Annotated in this window: 17 protein-coding genes; 8 read left to right on the forward strand and 9 right to left on the reverse strand. The window is 70.3% G+C overall.

All coding sequences use genetic code 11. The features are described 5' to 3' along the window. Window positions 1-40 precede the first annotated feature (40 nt). A complete protein-coding gene (locus tag AC3EUV_RS20965) occupies window positions 41-823 on the forward strand; it encodes a hypothetical protein (RefSeq protein WP_435603571.1) in 783 nt (260 codons plus the stop codon). A 40-nt stretch (window positions 824-863) separates the two neighbouring features. Here the strand turns inward: AC3EUV_RS20965 and AC3EUV_RS20970 are convergent, their stop codons facing one another. From AC3EUV_RS20970 to AC3EUV_RS20985, 4 genes are all read right to left on the reverse strand, one after another. Further along, window positions 864-2,078, reverse strand: coding sequence for an MFS transporter (locus tag AC3EUV_RS20970; protein WP_435603572.1), 1,215 nt, complete (start codon window positions 2,076-2,078; stop codon window positions 864-866). A gap of 483 nt (window positions 2,079-2,561) precedes the next feature. Further along, complete coding sequence (locus AC3EUV_RS20975) at window positions 2,562-4,928, reverse strand: ATP-binding protein (RefSeq protein ID WP_488187883.1); 2,367 nt, start codon at window positions 4,926-4,928, stop codon at window positions 2,562-2,564. A 53-nt stretch (window positions 4,929-4,981) separates the two neighbouring features. Further along, complete coding sequence (locus tag AC3EUV_RS20980) at window positions 4,982-6,118, reverse strand: 2Fe-2S iron-sulfur cluster-binding protein (RefSeq protein ID WP_432143455.1); 1,137 nt, start codon at window positions 6,116-6,118, stop codon at window positions 4,982-4,984. 26 nt (window positions 6,119-6,144) lie between these two features. Next, complete coding sequence (locus tag AC3EUV_RS20985) at window positions 6,145-7,626, reverse strand: phytoene desaturase family protein (protein WP_432143456.1); 1,482 nt, start codon at window positions 7,624-7,626, stop codon at window positions 6,145-6,147. 216 nt (window positions 7,627-7,842) lie between these two features. Between AC3EUV_RS20985 and AC3EUV_RS20990 the strand changes: the two genes are divergently transcribed. Beyond that, on the forward strand, window positions 7,843-8,412 hold the full coding sequence (locus AC3EUV_RS20990; RefSeq protein ID WP_432143457.1) for a PadR family transcriptional regulator: 570 nt from the start codon (window positions 7,843-7,845) through the stop codon (window positions 8,410-8,412). A gap of 201 nt (window positions 8,413-8,613) precedes the next feature. Here AC3EUV_RS20990 and AC3EUV_RS20995 read toward each other — a convergent pair whose 3' ends face one another. Continuing rightward, on the reverse strand, window positions 8,614-8,856 hold the full coding sequence (locus AC3EUV_RS20995) for a hypothetical protein (protein WP_432143458.1): 243 nt from the start codon (window positions 8,854-8,856) through the stop codon (window positions 8,614-8,616). Between the two features lie 197 nt (window positions 8,857-9,053). Here AC3EUV_RS20995 and AC3EUV_RS21000 point away from each other — a divergent pair, with 197 nt between their 5' ends. After that, the gene (locus AC3EUV_RS21000; protein ID WP_432143459.1) at window positions 9,054-9,272 is read left to right on the forward strand and encodes an EF-hand domain-containing protein; all 219 of its coding nucleotides are present in this window, start codon (window positions 9,054-9,056) and stop codon (window positions 9,270-9,272) included. Window positions 9,273-9,337: 65 nt separating this feature from the next. Here the strand turns inward: AC3EUV_RS21000 and AC3EUV_RS21005 are convergent, their stop codons facing one another. Then, on the reverse strand, window positions 9,338-9,484 hold the full coding sequence (locus AC3EUV_RS21005) for a hypothetical protein (protein ID WP_435603573.1): 147 nt from the start codon (window positions 9,482-9,484) through the stop codon (window positions 9,338-9,340). 328 nt (window positions 9,485-9,812) lie between these two features. Here AC3EUV_RS21005 and cseB point away from each other — a divergent pair, with 328 nt between their 5' ends. The 4 genes from cseB (at window position 9,813) to AC3EUV_RS21025 (ending at window position 15,321) form a co-directional block, all read left to right on the forward strand. Further along, window positions 9,813-10,550: a two-component system response regulator CseB gene (cseB, locus tag AC3EUV_RS21010; protein WP_435603574.1), complete on the forward strand. Its 738-nt coding sequence runs from the start codon at window positions 9,813-9,815 to the stop codon at window positions 10,548-10,550. 5 nt (window positions 10,551-10,555) lie between these two features. Next, complete coding sequence (locus tag AC3EUV_RS21015) at window positions 10,556-11,818, forward strand: sensor histidine kinase (protein WP_435603575.1); 1,263 nt, start codon at window positions 10,556-10,558, stop codon at window positions 11,816-11,818. Between the two features lie 131 nt (window positions 11,819-11,949). Further along, window positions 11,950-12,732, forward strand: a complete 783-nt coding sequence (locus AC3EUV_RS21020) for an ABC transporter ATP-binding protein (protein ID WP_435603576.1) — start codon at window positions 11,950-11,952, stop codon at window positions 12,730-12,732. Between the two features lie 51 nt (window positions 12,733-12,783). Then, window positions 12,784-15,321, forward strand: a complete 2,538-nt coding sequence (locus tag AC3EUV_RS21025) for an ABC transporter permease (protein ID WP_435603577.1) — start codon at window positions 12,784-12,786, stop codon at window positions 15,319-15,321. Between the two features lie 160 nt (window positions 15,322-15,481). Here the strand turns inward: AC3EUV_RS21025 and dmpG are convergent, their stop codons facing one another. The 3 genes from dmpG to AC3EUV_RS21040 are packed head-to-tail and all read right to left on the reverse strand — an operon-like array spanning window position 15,482 to window position 18,338. After that, window positions 15,482-16,549, reverse strand: coding sequence for a 4-hydroxy-2-oxovalerate aldolase (dmpG, locus tag AC3EUV_RS21030; RefSeq protein WP_432143465.1), 1,068 nt, complete (start codon window positions 16,547-16,549; stop codon window positions 15,482-15,484). Further along, window positions 16,546-17,508, reverse strand: coding sequence for an acetaldehyde dehydrogenase (acetylating) (locus tag AC3EUV_RS21035; protein WP_432143466.1), 963 nt, complete (start codon window positions 17,506-17,508; stop codon window positions 16,546-16,548). The genes dmpG and AC3EUV_RS21035 overlap by 4 nt, the downstream gene beginning before the upstream one ends. Continuing rightward, window positions 17,505-18,338 carry a 2-keto-4-pentenoate hydratase gene (locus AC3EUV_RS21040; RefSeq protein WP_432143467.1) on the reverse strand — a complete coding sequence of 278 codons (834 nt, stop codon included), beginning with the start codon at window positions 18,336-18,338 and terminating at the stop codon, window positions 17,505-17,507. The genes AC3EUV_RS21035 and AC3EUV_RS21040 overlap by 4 nt, the downstream gene beginning before the upstream one ends. Window positions 18,339-18,466: 128 nt before the next feature. On the opposite strand from AC3EUV_RS21040, the gene AC3EUV_RS21045 reads away from it, so the two are divergent. After that, a complete protein-coding gene (locus AC3EUV_RS21045; RefSeq protein WP_435603605.1) occupies window positions 18,467-19,213 on the forward strand; it encodes an IclR family transcriptional regulator in 747 nt (248 codons plus the stop codon). Window positions 19,214-19,222 lie beyond the last annotated feature (9 nt).

Here is a 19,222-nt window from a genome sequence, read left to right on the forward strand (position 1 = left end):
GCAGAATGCACGGTGCGGTACGTCGTGGAATAACAGCACCATGACACAGACTCCAACGGCCACGGCCGCGGAAATCAAGATCAGCTTTTCCGGGGACGAGGTCCAGAAGGCCGCCCGTGCGCTCGGTCTCAAGGCCGGTGAAGGCCGCAGTCGCACCATCCACTTCTGGGACAGCCCCGAGAAGGGTGGCGACGGCATCTCGCTGCCCTTCCTCGACCGCGGGGTCATCATCCGCCTGCGTATGGACAACGCGGATCACGGGTCCAAGCGCGACACAGACATGACGGTCAAGCTGCGACCGTGCCCCCCGCTGCCACACGACTGGCAGAAGAACCGCAAGAATGAGGACGAGGACTGGGAGTTCACGATCGAGGAGGACCGGACCGGTCCCGCCTTCACGCCGGTGCTGTCCGCGTCACTACAGGCCGACCGGAAGGCCACGGAAAAGCTCATCGAGTCGGCGCTCAGCCCCGGGCACGGAGCCCTGGACCACCTCCTCACCAAGCCGCACCGCGACCTCCTGAAAGACGCCGTCGGGTTGAAGAAGGGCGACCTCACGGATCTGCGGGCGCTCGGCCCGGTGCACGCCGTCAAGTGGAAGCAGGAGTGGGACATGCTGCCCCATCCCGTGGCCATCGAGGAGTGGACTACCAGGGACCTGCGCTTCCTTGAGGTCTCGGTACGCATGAGCACGGACGAAGCGGCCGAGGCCGAGAAGCTGCTCGAACGGGCGCTGCGAAAGCGCGATATCGAACCGCCGCGATCCGGCGAGACCAAGACCCGGGCCGTGATGACCGCCCTCGCCCGCAACCCCGGGCTCTGACGAGGCGGCGCCGGAAGAGTGCGGTTTCCTGGGTGGCAGCTCAGCCGGCGGTGTCCGCTATCTCCCGGCTGCGGCCTGCCCACTGGATCACGTACGGCATGGTGAGACCGGCTGCGACGAACACACCACCCATCACGAGCCAGCCGGGCGCACCCCAGGTCACGCAGAGCAGGCCCAGCAGGCTCGGTGCGGCCACGTAGCACAGGCCCATGCCCATGCCGAACACTCCGGAGTACTGGCCCTGAGCGTGTGCGGGAGCCAGCCGGAACCGCAGCTCCAGCGACCCGGCCGCGTGCCACAGTGAGCCCACCGTATGAATGGCGACGCCGATCATCATGATCGTCACCGCGACCCAGCCGGGTACTCCGGAGGCTGTTGCGATGACCGCCATACCGACCAGGAATGCCAGCCCGGCGCGGCGGGTGGCCCGGCCGGCGACCGTGCCGCCCTTGACCCGGCGGCTGGTCCGGATCTGTAGGAACACCACCAGCACGGTGTTGACGGCGATCGCCAGACCGACGAACCACCGCGGTGCGTCCGTGTGCAGGACCACCCACAGCGGCAGGGCGTAGGACAGCACCTCGCTCTGGATCCACATGATGCCGTCGAGTACGACGAACGCCACGTAGGGCTTGTCCTTGAGCGCGATCCACCGGCCTTCCTCGTGCGGGGACGGCAGGGGTTCGAGCTTGGGCAGCCTGACCAGGACGGCGGCACTGCCGAGGAATGTCAGCGCGTTGGCGAAGATGAGGGCGCGGTAGGCGAAGCCGCTGTCGATCTGAAGCACCGCACCGGCCGTCAGCGCGCCGAACGTGCTGGCGAGCATGGCCACCGATCGCAGGTAGGAGCGGAACTTCGGCACCTCGTCACCGCCGAAGCGGCGGATCATCGGGCCGCGTGCCGCACCGCCGGACGAGCCGGCGAGGTCCGTCACGGCCACAGCCAGCACGAACGACCATAACGAGTGGGCGAACAGCAATGACGTCATGGCAAGGGCCTGGATCAACAGAGTGAGCAGAAAGATGCCCTTCGGGCCGCGGCGGTCGGCGAGATGCCCTACCGGGATGCCGGCGACCAGACCAACCACCGCCGCGACACTGAGGCCGAGGCCGACCTGCCCGATGGACAGGTGGATCACCCGCAGGCCGTACAGCGGCACGGTCGCCAGGAAGGCTGCGGTGCCGAGCTGGTTGACGAAGCCCGCGAGGGCCAACTCCCGTTGGGGGCCGGACTCCAGTAGCAGTCCTCGCCGCACTGGCCAGGATCGGCGTGCGTCGCCGTTTTCCCCAGGGGTGCTGTTGGTTGACGTGGTGGGGGCTTGATACACCCTGTTCTCCAATGTCTGTCGATCGTGTCGTGCCGAGATCAGGGATGTGGGCGTGTGCAGCCGGTGTGCCACATGCCTCCGCTGCGAGGGTCGCGAGGGGCGAGCCGAGCGTTGAGGGGCTGAGCGAACGCGGATGTTCCTTCCCAACACCCCCCGCACCGGGCCGGTTTGAGGTGCGGCAGGCGTGGAGTATGCCCAGGTGAGAAGCCTGATGAGAAGGCACCTGATGTTGGGGGAATGTCACAGCGAAAACGGGAATCTGTGCGCCGCACGCCCGGTTATGGGTAGTGGTGCTCCGCTCTCACTCGGTCAGATCCCCCTGTTGAGCATGATCAGAACGAGGAGACCTCCGGGTGTAGTGAAGATGCTTGCGTTCGCGTGCACACCTCCGTCTGAGCATGACGGACGCCTTCACCGTGCTGCGCCGGGGCGGACGGCGCCTGATTCAGGATGCTCCCCTTGGCGCGGTGGGGCGTTCTCCACTGCCCAGGTAGCGATCTGGGTGCGGGTGTGGAAGCCGAGTACGGCGAGCAGGCGATGTACGTGTCCTTCCACCGTGCGTGCGGACAACACCAGCTCGGCGGCGATCTGTTTGTCGGTGAGACCTTGGGCGAGCAGCTCGATCACCTGCCGTTGCCGTCGGGTCAGGGGCGTTGGTGGGTGCTCGGGCCGCTGGGAGGTCGGCGGAGTGGGGGGCTCGCCGAGTGCGTACTCGGTCGCCTCGTCGAGTGTGAGCTTGGCTCCCGTCGTCACGGCGGTGGCGTAGACGGTATCGCCGAGGGAGCCGCGCAGTCGGGCCTCGCATTCGGTGTGGTGGTGGAGGAGACGGCCGAGGCCGGGCAGTGCGATGCCGGCCGACAGCCAGGCCGTTTGGGCGGCGCCTAGGAGGGCGGCGGCCCTTTCAGCGCGTCCGTCCTGCGCTGTGGCCCAGGCCAGGACCTCAAGGCACTGGGCCGCGCCGAGGAGATTGCGGCCTGATCGGACGAGGCGCAGCCCGTCTTGGAGCGGGGGGATCGCGCGCTGGGTGTCCCCGCAGAGCCAGTGCTGGAGCCCGAGGAGCCACAGCGCGTAGGAGCGGGACCATCGTGCGTCGTGGGCGTCGCACAGGGCCAGGCACCGTTCCGCCATCGCGGAGGCGCGCGGGTCGCGGGTCAGGCAGTAGGAAAGGGCAAGGAGGAAGAGGGCTGTCCACTCGGCCCACAGGTCCGCGGTGGCGCGGTGGCGGTCGTAGGCCTCCTCCAGCAGGTAGGCCGCTGCGGGGAAGTCTTCTTGGAAGAGTGCTGTCAGGCCGGCGAACTGCATGGCGTGGGCCAGGGATTCCGCATCGCCCAGCCGCTTCGTAAGGTCCTGGCATTCGTCCAGCCGGGACTTCGCGGTGGAGGTATCGCCGAGGAGTAGGGCCAGCCAGCCGTCGACACACAGGGCTCTGGCTCTGGCCGGGGTCGGTTCGGTGTCCCGTGCGAGGGCTTGGCCGAGCCAGCGGCGTTGTTCATCCAGGATGCCCGCGCCCAGCGCGTTGCCCCACCAGGAGTTGGCCAGGACGAGCCCCGCGCCCACTTCGTGCGGTGTGTTCAGGCAGAACTCCAGGGCCGCGCGGATGTTGGTGCGCTCCAGGTACAGACGGGCGGACCAGGTCTCTTGGCGTGCGCTGAACCAATCGGCTTCCGCGCGGGCGGCAAGCTCCTGGTAGTGATCGCGGTGCCGACGCCGTACGGCCGCCTCCTCCCCGCCCAGGCGCAGGAGATCGCGGCCATATTCACGGATCGTCTCCAGCATGCGGTAGCGCCCCAGGCCGCGCCGGCTCTCCATGGTCAGCACTGATTTGTCCACCAACTCCGAGATGACGACGAGGACTTGCTCGCGGGCCAGCTCCTCGCCCGCACAGACCGCTTCGGCCGCTTCCAGGTCGAAGCCGCCGCAGAAGACGGAGAGGCGTGCCCACCCCCACTGCTCTTGGGGAGTGCAGAGGTCGAAGCTGCAATCGATCGCCGCGCGCAGCGTTTGCTGACGCGCCGGGGCGGCACGACTTCCCTGATTCAGCAACGCCAGCCGGTCGTCCAAAAGCGTGAGGAGCTGCTGAGGACACAGCGCCCGCAACCGGGCCGCCGCCAGTTCGATGGCGAGCGGGATGCCGTCCAGACGGTGGCAGATACCGGCGACGGCCAGGCGATCGTCCTCACTGAGTGTGAAATCGCCGAGGACGGCCGAGGCCCGCTCCACGAACAGCTGCACCGCCGCATACCGCATCATGGCCTTCGGCGGCGGCGGCCGGTCAGGGTCCGGTGTCGACAGCGGCGGGACGGTCAGCAGGGACTCGGCGTCGATTCCGAGTGACTGCCGGCTGGTCACCAGTACCCTCAGGCCGGGCGCTGCGGCGAGCAGCGTGCGGACCAGGCCCGCACTGGCGTCGAGCAGGTGCTCGCAGTTGTCCAGCACCAGCAGCAGCTGCTTGTCCGCGAGGTGATCGACCAGCACCGTGAGGGGCGGCAAGGCCGAGTGGTGGTCGAGGCGCAGCGTGGCCAGCACCGTCTGTGCGAGCAGTGCGTCGTCCTTCACCGGCCCCAGGTCCACCATCCACGCTCCGTCGCGAAAGGAGCGCCGAACGTCGCGAGCCACCCGTAGCGCCAGGCGTGTCTTGCCGATTCCTCCCGCGCCCGTCAACGTCAACAGTCTGCTTCGAGTGAGCAATGTCCGTGCCTGCGACATCTCGTGTTGCCGCCCGACGAAGGTGGTGACTTCCGCCGGTATCCTCCCGGCGTCCCGTCTTGAACCTGCCATGGGACTCGTCCCGTCTTCCTGACTTGTACTCGTGACCCGAGCGCCGTACCGGATCAGATGTCGAGGTCGAGGTCGGTGACCGGGTAGGCGACGCAGGAGTGGGTGTAGCCGAACCGCTCGTCGGACATGCGCAGTTGGGCTTCCTCGGCGGTGTGGACGGTGCCCTTGAGGACGCGGACGCGGCACAGGCCGCACTCGCCGGAGCGGCAGGCCGCTTCCGGGCGGACGCCCTGGTCCTCCAGCGCGTCCAGCAGGGGCCGCCCGCGGCGGGTGCGGAACGACGTGCCACCGGCGGTGACGGTGACCTCGGAGTCGGGGTCCGCGGCGGCCGGCCAGTGGGACTGGCGGGTGGGGTCGGCGGGAGCGCCGTTGGCCTCGAAGCGGATCCGGCGGCGGGGGTGGCCGAGCCCTTCCAGCTGCCGCAGCGCGTACGGGTACAGGGCCTGTGGGCCGCAGACGTAGACCATACGGCCGTCGAGCGGGCCGGCGAGGGTCTTGATCAGCGCGGCGGTGAGCAGGCCGGTGGGCCCGGCCCACCCGATTCCGGGCTCGGTCATGACGTGGTCGACGCGGATGTTCGGGTAGTTGGCGGCGAGGGCGTCGAGTTCCTCGTGGAAGATCACGTCATCCGGTGTGCGAGAGCCGTAGATCAGGTGGAAGCGGCGGTCCAGTCCGTGGTCGACGATGTCGCGGATCATGCTCATGGCCGGTACGACGCCGGAGCCGCCGGCGAGGAACACGAGGTCGTCGCCGTGGAAGAGCGGGTTGTGGTGGAAGGTGCCCATCGGCCCGGTTGTGGTGAGGGTGTGGCCCGCCGCGAGGGTGTCGATGAGGTGGTTGCTGATCCGCCCGCCGGGTACCCGGCGCACCGTCAGGTCCCAGTGGCCGGGGCTCGCCGGGCTGGAGGACAGGGCGTACGGGCGGTTGGTGTGGCCTGCGAACACGCCCACGTACTGCCCGGCCAGGAACGGCGGCAGGTCCGCGCCGTCGGGACGGCGCAGCCGGAAGGTGGCCGAGCTGACGGTCTCGGTGATGACGTCGGAGACGGTGAGCGTAAGCCGTCGGGGACGGTACGACGCGATAGTGCGCCGTGTCTCGGCAGCGTGGTCGGCGGTGTCCGCGGGCCGGCTGTCGATGTCGGCCTGGACGTCGGTGTAGCCCTCGAAGAGCGGGGCAAGGCGGTGGGGCACGGCAGACTCCCTGTCGGATCGTGTGGTCAGGCGGCCTGGTGGCGCAGCAGGCCGCGGGCGACCCGGTGACCGGATTGCAGCGACGTCTGGAAGCCGCCCATTCCGGCCCACGAGCCGGCCAGGTGGAGGCCGGGGACATGGGTCTCGCGTTCGCTGTTGCGGAAGAGCCAGTTCTCGGTGCGGTCCTGGTCGTAGCCGTAGATCGCGCCGCCGGGATGCCCGAGGTAGCGGGACAGGGTCATCGGGGTGGCGACGTCGACCTCCTCGATGGCGTCGCGGATGCCGGGCGTGACCACCTCGACGCGGTCCAGCAGCGTCTCGGCATAGGCGAATTTGGTACGGGCGTACTCGCCGGGCGGGACCTTCTCCCAGGCGTCCGCGTACTGGAGGGTCATGAGGCTGACGTGGGTGGCGCCTGAGGGGGCGAAGCCGATCGGGGCGATGTCGTAGGAGGAGACGCAGATCCCGCGGGCCGGCTCCAGGGTGTGCCAGGAGGCCCGCATGCGGTCGTTGTCCAGGTCGGCGTTGACGAAGGTGGTGCTGGTGGTGAAGCCGAGCTCGGCGGGTGTGGCGTCCAGCCCCATGTGCAGGATGAAGCCCGATACGCCGATGCGGCGGGTGGCGAGATCGTCCCGTACGGCTGTGGGAACGGCGTCGCCGAGCATGGCGTACGTCACCGGTATCGAGGCGTTGGAGATGACGTTTCGCGCGGAGATCTCCTGGCCGTCGTCGAGGCGCACACCGACGGCGCGTCCCCGCTCGGTCAGGATCGCCTCGACCGCCGTGTTGAAGCGGACCTCGCCGCCCGCCCTGAGGAACGAGTCGAGAAACGCGCTGGACATGGCCTGCGAGCCGCCCCTGATGTGCCATGGCTTGAACTCGAAGTAGGCGAACAGCATCAGCGCCAGGTCCTGGAAGGCGACTCGGGAGGGCGGCTGTCCGAGGTAGGGCCAGTAGGCGGCGAGGGCCGACTTGAGCCGGGGGTCGTCGAAGTGGTCGTCCAGCACCTCGCCGTACGGCCGCAGCCCCTGGCGGAAGTAGTCGGGGTCGATCTGCTCGGCCGGCAGGCCGCGCATGGCGGCGATCTGCCAGATCGTGGTGTCCTTCAGGAGCTGGAAAAACCGCTCGACGCCCGCGCGGTTGCCCGGGAAGGCATCGCTCAGCGCGTCCACGGCGGCCGTCCAGTCCGCGGGCAACGTCACGTCGTACTCGCCGGGCACCACGGCCCGGTAGAGGTCGTGCTCCTGGACGAAGTCGAGGTGGTCGATGACGCCCAGGTCCTCGAACAGGCCCCGCAGGGAGAACTCCTGGCCCTCCACGCCGACCCCCGAGAGCTGGTGCAGGGCCACCTCCATCTCGTAGCGGCCCCGCCGGAAGGAGGTGGCGCAGCCGCCGGGGATGTTGTGGCGCTCCACCAGCAGCGTGCGCAGTCCCGCGCGCTGGAGGGTGGCGGCGGCAGTCAGGCCGGCGTTGCCGGCCCCGATGACCACGGCGTCGACGTCACTCATGGCCGGCCGCCTCTCGCGCGATTCCGTCGAACCCGGCCGGCAGGCCGGCGCCGGCGCCCACGTCGCGCGCCTCGCCGGCCTTGCGGAAGGGGTACACAAAGATCACCTCGCATAAACAACGAGTTGAATAGGTGCATCGCAGACTAGGGTCGCGGGCGCACCCCGTCCAGATCTAGTCACTTTTTTTACTAATCAACCACTGCTAGTTTGGGGGGCATGGCTCTACGTAACGCGGTGATGGCCGCTCTCCTGGAGGGCGAGGCGTCCGGATACGACCTCGCGAAGGGCTTCGACGCCTCGGTTGCCAACTTCTGGATGGCCACCCCCCAGCAGCTCTACCGGGAACTGGAGCGCATGGAGGCCGACGGGCTCATCACCGCCCGCGTCGTGGAACAGGAGCGCCGCCCCAACAAGCGGCTGTTCTCCCTGACCGAGGCCGGATTCGAGGCGGTGCGGGCCTACACCGCCGAGCCCCCCAAGCCGACAGCCATCAGGGACGAGCTGATGGTCAAGATTCAGTGCGTCGACGCAGGTGACATCAGGGCCGTACGATCCATGATCGCCGAACGCACGGAGCGGTCCACTGCCAAGCTGGCCCGCTATGAGCGGCTACAGAAGCGCCTGCTGGACGGCCGCACCGAGGAGGATTTCTTCGCGACCGCCGAGCGCATCGGCCCCTACCTCACCTTGTTGCGGGGAATGAGCTTGGAACAGGACAACCTCCGGTGGGGCACGCTCGCATTGAAGCGACTGGAACAGCGCGCTTCGGCCTCCACCGATGGCTGAGGATCCGGCCAACTCCCGTCCCATTGCACCGATTTGGCCGCGTGGCCTGCTGCTAGTCGCCCAGCTCGCCAGTCACTGGGGGACCCGTCATTCCCGTGAGGGGAAGGTCATTTGGGCGGAACAGCCCCTCCCGGCAGGCCGGAGCCCCGGGCTCTGACTATGAGGAAAGCTGCTCCACCAAGGGCTTCTCGAAGTCGCCTGCTAATCGTCGATGCACTTGGGGTACTTCGAGCCCCGGTTGCAGTCGTGGTAGTCGTACTTGCTGACCCGGAACTTCTGCTCCTTGCCCTCCTTTGTGGGGTCGACGACCAAGTAGAACTTCTTCCCGTCCTTGGTCTTTTCGGTGACCCGGCCTTCAGGGCCTTGGCCGAAGTCCTGTGCGCACCCGGCAAGTGCGAGGGCGGCGACTGTCGCGAGGACGGGGATGAGGGTGAGGCGACGCATGTCATGCTCCGATCAGCTTTGAGACGGGGGAAGTCTAGGTGGCCGGCTGACTGGTGGAGCAGGCCGGGTGATCCCGGTCGGCCATGGACGGGGACGTGCTCGGCTCACAACAGCCGGGCGGGCGGGCACCTTCCGCGTCGCTCCGGGAGGACGGATAGCCTGGGCCCGTCAGCGAAGATCGCACAAGGGTGAAGCACATGGCAGACATCATGGAGACGGCGGCGCGGAAGGTCTTCGAGCGCTACGACCTCGACGGGGACGGCCTGGTCACCGCGGACGAATACCGGAAGGTCGTGGCGGAGTTGGAGGGCTCGGAGATCACCGAGTCGCAGGCCCAGGAGCTGATCGACTCGCTCGACACCAACGGCGACCACCAGATGTCCTTCGAGGAGTTCTGGGCAGCCATGAAGGGCTGACACTGCGGGCGGAACACCACAATGGATGGGCGCAGCAATCTGCTGCGCCCATCCATGCGAACGCCTCAGCTGCTGACCGGCTCGGTCGGCGGTGTGACGTCCCGGCCGGCGGCGGACTGTTGGGCGGTGGCCGGTGAGGGCTCCTCGGCGGGAAGTCGCAGGAAGAGGGCGAGGACCGCGCTGAGGACGTAGAGGATCACGAAGATCCACATGACGCCGGCGACGCCGAGCGGGCCGATGGCCAGACCGACGATGGCCGGGTGCGGGACCGGTGGGGGCGTTGAGCGATCAGGGGAGCCTGAGCAGTCGGGGGAGCCGGTGACAGTGCCGACGCGGGGATGATCCAGATGGGGCTCCGGCCGCCGAGCGGTGTTGTGTATCCGGTGGGTATCAGTGAGCGCTTGAGTGTCCATCGAATCGGTGGGCCGCCCCCGCCGAAGCCGTCGCCGCGTTCGGAGCCTGCCGTATGGTTCCGTTCAGGTCGCCGGCTGTGTGTGCAGCCGGCTGATGCCTGGGCCATCCGAACAGGAGTCATCCCCCGTGTCCTCATCCGCCCCGGCCGGGGTTTCTCCGCCTGCCGTTCGTGTGTTGCTGGTGGAGGACGACGACCTGATGCGGCGGTCGTTCACCGTCGCTCTGGAGCGTTACGGGTTTGTGGTGAGGGCCGCCGACGACGGGCTCACGGGGCTTGAGCTCTTCCGCGAGGAGAGCTTCGACCTGCTGATCTTGGACGTGATGCTGCCCGGTCTGGACGGGATCGGCCTGTGCCGCAAGGTCCGGGAGGCCAGCTTGGTGCCGGTCTTGATGATGTCCGCTCGCGGTGACGGGCTCGATGTGGTCGCCGGTCTGGAGGCCGGAGCGGACGACTACGTGGTCAAGCCCGTGGAGACGTACGTGCTGGTGGCGCGCATCCGCTCGCTGCTGCGGCGGGCGACCTACGCGCCCGCCCCGGGACCCGGGCGCGGCGCGGGCGAGGAACGGCCGTCCGAGGGAGATGTGCTGGTCTTCGGGGACCTGAGCGTCGACACCGCCGGCATGGAGGTGTTCGTCTCCGGAAGCCCGGTGGCGCTGACCCCGACCGAACTGAAGCTGCTGCTGGAGTTCGCCGCCCACCCGGGCGTCGTGCTGGAGCGCCACACCCTGCTGCGCAACGTATGGGAGTACGGCTGGGACGGCGACAGCCGGGTGGTGGACCTGTGTGTACAGCGGCTGCGCAAGAAGCTGGGGCGGGAGCGGATCGAGACGGTCCGCGGCTTCGGCTACAAGCTCAGGCGCTGAGGCCGGTGGTTCGCTTCCGCCGGCTGCGGCCGGACCTCACCTCCCTGCGCTGGAAGATCGCCGCGCTGGCCGCGGTCACGGCGTGCCTGGTCGTGGCGGCGGTGGGCGTGCTGGTGCACCTGTGGACCGCGGACAGCATCCGCGACCGGGCCGAAGCGGAAGCCTTCAACGGGGTCTACTCGGCCATGGACGTCTACCGGCGTACCGGCACCCTGGCGGACGGCGCCGAGCTCGATCCGGCCGGCCTGCCCGCCGCACTGCGTGACCCGGCCGACGGCGACCGGCACACGGCCTACGACGAGCGCGTCGACGGAAATATGGGGCCGAGCGTGTGGGCCGCCATGCGGACCGGCGGCCCGGGCAGCCCGGTCCTCGCCGTCCAGGTCAACATGAGCGGCGAGTTCTACGACCTGCGCCGACTCGACATGACCATGACGCTGGCCTCACTGGTCACGCTCACGGCGGCCGCGCCCCTGGCCGTCTACGGGGCCGGGCTGCTCGCCCGCAGGCTGCGGCGGGTCTCCGAGACCGCGGGCCGGATCTCCGCCGGGGACCTCGACGCCCGGACCGGTCCCACCAAGGGCCGCGACGAGGTGGCCGACATCGCCGCCACCGTCGATCTCATGGCCGACAGTCTCGGCCAACGGCTGCGTACCGAGCGGCAGTTCACCGCGGACGTGGCCCACGAGCTGCGCACCCCCGTCGGCGGTCTGCTGGCCGCCGTCGACCTGTTGCCGCCGGGTGAGACGGAGGATCTGCTCCGTGCCCGGGTGCGTGATCTGCGCGGCCTGGTCGAGGACCTCCTGGAGATCTCCCGCCTGGACGCCGGGGCCGAACAGCCCGTCCGCGCCCGGGTGCCGCTCGGCGCCGTCGTCTCCGAGGCGGTGGCGCGCACCGGCCTCGACACCGAGGTCGCCGTCGCCGATGGGCAGGGCGCAGGGGACGCCACGACCGTGGAGACCGACCCGCGCCGCCTGGAGCGGATCGTCAGCAACCTCGTGGTCAACGCCCACCGGCACGGGGAGGCCCCGGTCGGGGTCACCGTCGAGGGCCGTACGGTCGTCGTGCGCGACCATGGCCCCGGTTTTCCGGCGGATCTGCTGCGCCACGGTCCGCGCCGGTTCCACACGGGGGCCACCGAGCGCGGCACGGGCCATGGCCTGGGCCTGACCATCGCCCTGGGACAGGCCCGGCTTCTCGGCGCCGAGCTGCGTCTGGACAACGCCCCGGAGGGCGGCGCCATCGCCACCCTGCGCCTGCCGGACTGACCGCCCGGCGCCCACGCCCTACCGAACTGCTACGAAGCAGCGCGGGCGCCGATACACGGTGGCTCAGGCGCCGATACGTTCCCCGGACACCCTTCGGAGTGCACCTTTCCGCACCCGAAGAGGAGTCCGCAGTGACCACCGCCCCCCGCTTCCCGACCACGCTGCACACGACGCCCGGGCACGCGGCCGAAACCACCGATCTGACGAAGGTCTTCGGCAGCGGTGACACCCGGGTCACCGCCCTGGACCGGGTCAGCATCGGCTTCCGGGAGGGCGAATTCACCGCGATCATGGGCCCGTCCGGCTGTGGCAAGTCCACCCTGATGCACTGCGCCGCCGGGCTCGACGCCCCCACCTCCGGCTCCGTGCGCATCGGCACCACCGAACTGAACTCGCTGGGCGACCGGCAGCTCACCCAGCTGCGCCGCGACCGCATCGGCTTCATCTTCCAGGCGTTCAACCTGCTGCCGACGCTGACCGCGCTGGAGAACATCACGCTGCCGCTGAGCATCGCCGGACGCCGGCCCGACCAGCAGTGGCTGGACCGCGTGGTCGCCATGGTCGGCCTCGCCAAGCGCCTCGGCCACCGCCCCGCGCAGCTGTCCGGCGGGCAGCAGCAGCGCGTCGCGGTCGCCCGCGCCCTGGCCTCCCGCCCCGCGATCATCTTCGGCGACGAGCCCACCGGCAATCTCGACTCCCGCGCCGGGGCCGAGGTCCTCGGCTTTCTGCGCGACTCGGTACGGGAGCTGGGCCAGACCGTGGTCATGGTCACCCACGACCCCGTCGCCGCCGGATACGCCGACCGCGTGGTCTTCCTCTCCGACGGCCGCCTGGTCGACGAGATCGCACACCCCACCCCGGACCGGGTCCTCGGCGTCATGAAGATCTTCGACGCCCACTCACGCACCAGCTGATCCGCACCTGCGCCCCACGCTCTCGTCCCTCCACGTCCCTGAAAGCTCCTCATGCTGAGTACAGCCCTGCGCAACGTCCTGGCGCACAAAGCGCGTCTGCTGATGACCGTCCTCGCCGTCTGCCTGGGTGTCGCGTTCGTCTCCGGCACTCTCGTCTTCGCGGACTCGACCGCCGCCGCCTACCAGGCCGCCGCGTCCAGGAACTTCACCGACATCGCGGTCAGCGTCACCGCGACCGACCCCCCGCCCGGCACCTCTGCGGATGAGCCGAGCCCCCTCACCGACACGCTCGCGCGGAAGCTCACGAACGTGCCCGGCGTCGCCGCCGTACGGCCGTCGGTCGACGGCAGCGCCGCCCTGAACGCGGCGGACGGAACCCCGCTGCGCGTCAAGCCGGGCGCGAACCAGGCCGCCGCCTACATACCGGGCAGCAAAGGCAAGGACCCCCGCTATCCGCTGATCGAGGGCCACGCCCCGGCCAAGAGCAGCGAGATCGCCGTCGACCGGGGCACCGCCGCCGCAGGCCACTACCGGCTCGGCGACACAATCACGCTGGCCACCGACGGCCCGGCCATGACCAAACACCTCGTCGGCATCGTCACCACCACAGACACCCGGGTCACCGCCGGCGGCACCCTCACCCTGTTCGACCAGGCCACCGCAGAGCGCCTGTTCGCCACCCCGGGCCACTTCACCAGCATCGACGTGTCCGCCACTCCCGGCGCCGACGAGTCCGCGCTGACGCAGCAGGTCACCGCGATGCTCCCGGCCGGGGCCGAGGCCACCTCTGGCACCGCCCAGGCCGCCCAGCAGGCCCTCTACGTCGGCACTCTGACCCGCGGCTACACGAAGATGCCGATGGTCTTCGCCGCGGTCGCGCTGTTCATCGGCTCGTTCCTGATCATCAACACCTTCACCATGCTCGTCGCCCGGCGCACCCGTGAGATCGCTCTGCTGCGGGCGATCGGCGCGACGCGCCGTCAGGTGGTGCGCACGCTCCTCGCCGAAGCCTTCCTGGTCGGCCTCGCCGCCTCCGTGGCCGGTTTCCTCGTCGGCCTCGGCATCGCCCAGGTCCTGCCGGGTCTGCTGAGCAGTGGCGGGAACCAATTGCCCCAAGGCGCGCTGGTGATCGGCGCCCGCCCGATCGCGGCGGCCCTGTTCGTCGGGATCGGCGTGACCGTCATCGCCGCCTGGCTGCCGTCCCGCAGGGCCGCGAAGATCGCCCCGGTCGAGGCCCTTCGCTCGGCCGTACAGCCCGCCCCCCGCTCCCGCGTGCGCCCCATCGCCGGGGCGGCCCTGCTCGCCCTCAGCGTCGGCACGCTGGCCTCGCTCGCCGCCACCGCGAAGGACGCCTCCGAGCAGAACCTCAACAACGCCATGCTCGGCTGCGGCTTCCTCGTCATCGGCCTGATCATGGTCGCGCCCGTGCTCGCGCCCCCGGTGCTCCGGCTGACCGGACGCGTCACCCGCCGGTTCGGCGTCACCGGCCAACTCGCCCAGCTGAACGCGCTCCGCGACCCGCGCCGCACCGCCGCGACCGCCGCAACGCTGTTGATCAGCACCGCCCTGGTCAGCGGCCTCGCCATCATCGGCAACTCCACCGGGCAGGCCCTCGACCACCAGGCCGCGGCCGGTCTCAGCGCCGACTACGTGATCAGCACCAGCGACACCATGACCGGCATCGACCCGACGGCCGTACAGCGCGTGACCCGAGCGCCGGGTGTACGGACCGCCGGCGCCGTCGCGGACTCGACCGTGTCCATCGGCGGCCACGTCCAGGAGATCTCCGGTGTCGACCCGGCCACCGTCAACCAGGTCATGAAGCTCCACTTCCTCAGCGGCTCCGACACCCGCCTCGGACCGGGCCGGATCGCCGTCTCCAGCAGCCTCGCCCGGCAGCACCGGCTGACCACCGGCAGCCGGATCAAGATCAGCATTGGCAAGAACCAGACCCCCAAACTCCACACCGTCGTGGGCATCTACCAGGACAACCCCACCGCCCGCGACGCGCTGGGCTCGCGCACCGAAGTCCAGCAGGACGGCTTCCTGCCCCACTCCGTGCAGCGCATCCTCGTCCGCGCCGACGACGCGGCCGGGCACGATCTGCGCACCGCCGTCGGCAACAGCCCCCTGCTCAAGGTGCAGAACCGCGCCGAGCTGGTACGCGAGGCCGCCGGCACCATGAGCAACCTGCTCACCCTGATGTACGGGCTCCTCGCCATCGGCGCCGTCATCTCCTCGCTCGGCATCGTGAACACCCTGGCCATGTCGGTCGCCGAACGCACCCGCGAGATCGGCGTACTGCGCGTCCTCGGCATGGACCGCGCCGGCATCCGCCGGATGATCCGCCTGGAAGCCGTGACCGTCGCCGCGTTCGGCACCCTCCTCGGCCTGGCAGGCGGAGTGTTCGGCGCCTGGGCGGCCGGCGCACTCGCCAACGGCGCGATGGCGGAGTACTCCCTGGCACTGCCCTGGGGGACGCTCCTCCTCGTATGCCTGCTGTCCCTCACGACCGGCGCGCTCGCCGCCGCCGTCCCGGCCCGCCGGGCAGCCGCCCTGAGCCCGCTGGAAGCCGTCGCGGAGGCGTGAGGGGTCACCTCGCACCTTCCACGGGATCTCACCGCGGTCGCGGGCCATCGCAGGGGCGGCCCCGCTGCTCCGCCGTTGACACACCGCCAAGTCACGCCCCTATCAGACGTGTTGGCGGTGGCCGAGCACGCCGGCCGCAGGCTCTGTGCCGAGGTGGTGTTCAGGCTGCGCCGGCCCGCCCCGCGGTCAGGTCGAGTGCGATGTCGGTGATCATGTCCTCTTGGCCGCCGACCATCTTCCGGCGACCGACCTCGACCAGGATGGCGCGGGTGTCCAGGCCGTACCGGGCGGCGGCGGCCTCGGCGTGACGCAGGAAGCTGGAGTAGACGCCGGCGTAGCCGAGGGTGAGAGTCTCGCGGTCGACCCGGACCTCGCGGTCCTGTAGGGGGCGTACGAGGTCGTCGGCGGCGTCCATGAGCGGGAACAGGTCGCAGCCGTGCTCCCAGCCCATGAGGTCGGCGACGGCAATGAACGCCTCCAGGGGGCAGTTGCCGGCTCCCGCGCCCTGCCCGGCGAGCGAGGCGTCGACGCGTACGGCGCCGTTCTCCACGGCGGCGACGGTGTTGGCCACGCCCAGGGCGAGGTTGTGGTGGGCGTGGATGCCCAGCTCGGTGGCCGGGTCGAGGAGGTCGCGGTAGGCGCGGAAGCGGTCGCGGACGCCGTCCATCGTGAGGCGGCCGCCGGAGTCGGTGACGTAGACGCAGTGCGCGCCGTAGGACTCCATCAGCTGGGCCTGGCGGGCGAGTTCGGCGGGCTCGGCCATGTGGGACATCATCAGGAACCCGGCGACGTCCATGCCCAGTGCGCGGGCGGCGGCGATGTGCTGGGCGGAGATGTCGGCCTCGGTGCAGTGGGTGGCGATGCGCACCGAGCGGATCCCGAGGGCGTGGGCCTGCTTCAGGTCGTGCAGCGTGCCGATGCCGGGGAGCAGGAGTGTGGTGGGCACGGCCCGGTCGGCGGCGTCCGTGACCGCCTCGATCCACTCCCAGTCGGTGTGGGCGCCGATGCCGTAGTTGATGCTGGAGCCGGCCAGTCCGTCGCCGTGGGCGATCTCGATGGCGGCGACCCCGGCGGAGTCCAGGGCGGCGGCGACGGCACGGGCCTGCTCGACGGTGTAGCGGTGCCGCACGGCGTGCATGCCGTCCCGCAGGGTCACGTCCTGGATGTACAGCGCGGCCGGGACGGTTTCCTGGCCCGGCCGGGCGTCTGCGGTGGTGTCGGTGCTCATCGTGCGACCCCCTCGGTGGAGCGGTGTGCGGCCATGCGCTCGGCGGTGCGCAGCGCGGCCGAGGTCATGATGTCGAGGTTCCCGGCGTACGCGGGCAGGTAGTGCGCGGCGCCCTCGACCTCCAGGAAGACGGAGACGCGCAGGGCGTCACCCGCGGCGCCCCCGGGCAGCAGCCCGCGCAGCGGGTCATCCGCGCTCACTCGCGCGTACTGCACCCTCTGCTTGAGCCGGTAGCCGGGGACGTACGCCTGGACCCGGTCGACCATGTCCTCCACGGAGGCGGTGATCTCTTCGGTGGCGCAGTCGTGCACCAGGCAGTGCACGGTGTCCCGCATGATCAGCGGGGGCTCGGCCGGGTTCAGGACGATGATCGCCTTGCCCCGTGCGGCCCCGCCGACCTGCTCGATGGCGGACGCGGTGGTCTCGGTGAACTCGTCGATGTTCGCGCGGGTACCGGGGCCGGCGGAGCGTGCGGCGATGGAGGCGACGATCTCGCCGTAGTGGACCGGGGTCACCGCCGCTATCGCGGCGACCATCGGGATCGTGGCCTGGCCGCCGCAGGTGACCATGTTGACGTTGGGCGCGTCGAGGTGGCCGTCGCCGTTGACCGGCGGGACCACGTACGGGCCGATGGCGGCCGGGGTGAGGTCGATGAGCGTACGGCCCAGCGGGCGCAGTACGTCCTCGTGGTGGCGGTGCGCGCCGGCCGAGGTGGCATCGAAAACGATCTCCACGTCGGCGAACTCGTCCATGGCCACCAGGCCCTCGACGCCCTCGTGCGTGGTGGCGACCTTCAGGCGGCGGGCGCGGGCCAGACCGTCGGAGGCCGGGTCGATGCCTGCCATGGTGGAGATCTCCAGGCTCTCCGACAGCCGCAGCACCTTGATCATCAGGTCGGTGCCGATGTTCCCCGAGCCGATAACAGCGACCTTGGTACGGGAGTGGTGTGCCCTGCTCATCGGTTGTTCCCTTCTGTCGCGAACCCGACCCGCACCGACCCGAGGTCCGGGATGCGGGCTTCGAACACATCTCCCGGCGCCGCGGGAACCATCGGCCCCAGCGCGCCCGTCAGCACGACGTCGCCCGCCCTTAGCGGATCGCCCCTCGTGGCGAGCGCCGAGGCCAGCCAGGTGGCCGCGTTGAGCGGGCTGCCGAGGCAGTCGACGCCGGTGCCCGCCGAGACCTGCTCGCCGTTGCGGGTCATCGTCATCGTCAGCGCGCGCACATCGAGCCGGGTGAGCGGGACGGGGGTGCCGCCGAGGACGTACAGGCCACTGGAGGCGTTGTCGGCGACGGTGTCCACGAGGGAGATTTCCCAGAACGCCACCCGGCTGTCCACGATCTCCAGGGCGGGCAGCGCGAACTCGGTGGCCCGCAGCACGTCGGCGACGGTACAGACCTCGTACGGCAGGTCGGCCCCGAGGATCAGCGCGACCTCGGCCTCCACCTTCGGCTGGAGCAACCGGCCGGCGGGCACCTGGCCGCCCTCGGGGACCGCCATGTCCGCGAACAGGGCGCCGAAGTCGGGCTGATCCACGCCGAGTTGCCGCTGCACGGCCGGCGAGGTCAGGCCGATCTTGCGGCCGGTGATCCGGCGCCCCCCGGCCAGGGCCCGCCGCACATTGAGCTGCTGGACGGCGTAGGCGGACTCGATGTCGCCTTCGTCGAACAGCGCGCGCACCGGCGCGCAGGGGGTCAGGGTGCGGGCGGCCTCGGCCAGCGAGTCGGCGGCCCGGACCACGGCCGGGTGGGGGTCGCCGCGCCGGGCGGAATCGGGCGGGGACGGCATGGCGCAACCTCCGGAGAGTGACGGGGACTTCGGGCCCCTCGATGGCCTCGGTGATGCCCCTGGTATAGACAGAGCTGCCCCGGCGGGGCAAAGTTCGTTCCGTGACACGGAACAATGAGTCGGGCAACATGCTGGACAAGGCGGCGCATATCCTTGAGTGCTTCGCTCCGGGCACAGAGTCGTACCGCCTCTCGGAACTTGCGCGGCGCACCGGGCTGCCCAAGCCGACCGTGCACCGGCTGACGGCGGACCTGGTCCGCCTCGGCTGGTTGGAACGCTCGGGAACCCGCTACCGGCTGGGTGCCAAGCTCTTCGAACTCGGCTCCCGGGTGCCGCGCAGACGCGATCTGCGGGAGGTGGCGCTGCCCTTCCTCCAGGACCTGTTCGAGGCCACCCGTGAGACCGTTCACCTCGGCGTCCGCGAGGGCCTGGAGGTGGTCTACCTCGAACGCATCCATGGCCACGACGCACTGCGGCTGCCCTCCCGTATCGGTGGGAGCCTGCCGCTGAGCTGCACCGCCGTGGGCAAGGCTCTGCTCGCCTTCTCGGGCGCCGAACTGACCGAGGAACTGCTGTCCCGGCCGCTGCCGAGCCTCACGCCCCGCTCCCTCACCGACCCGGTGCTGCTGCGCGCGGCGCTGGAGAAGACCCAGGTGGCCGGGCTCGCCTACGAGGAGGAAGAGGCCGCGGAAGGGGTGAGTTGCATCGCGGCCCCCGTCTTCGCGGGCGGCGTGACCGTGGCCGCGCTGTCGGTCGCAGTGCCGCGGGAGCGCTTCAGCGCCGCCCGGCTCGCGCCTGCGGTGCGTACGGCCGCTCTCGGGCTGTCCCGGGTGCTGCGCGAGGGCCGGACGGAGGACGGGGCACGGCTCGGTTAGTGTCGTGCC

It is taken from the genome of Streptomyces sp. bgisy130 (genome assembly GCF_057708345.1).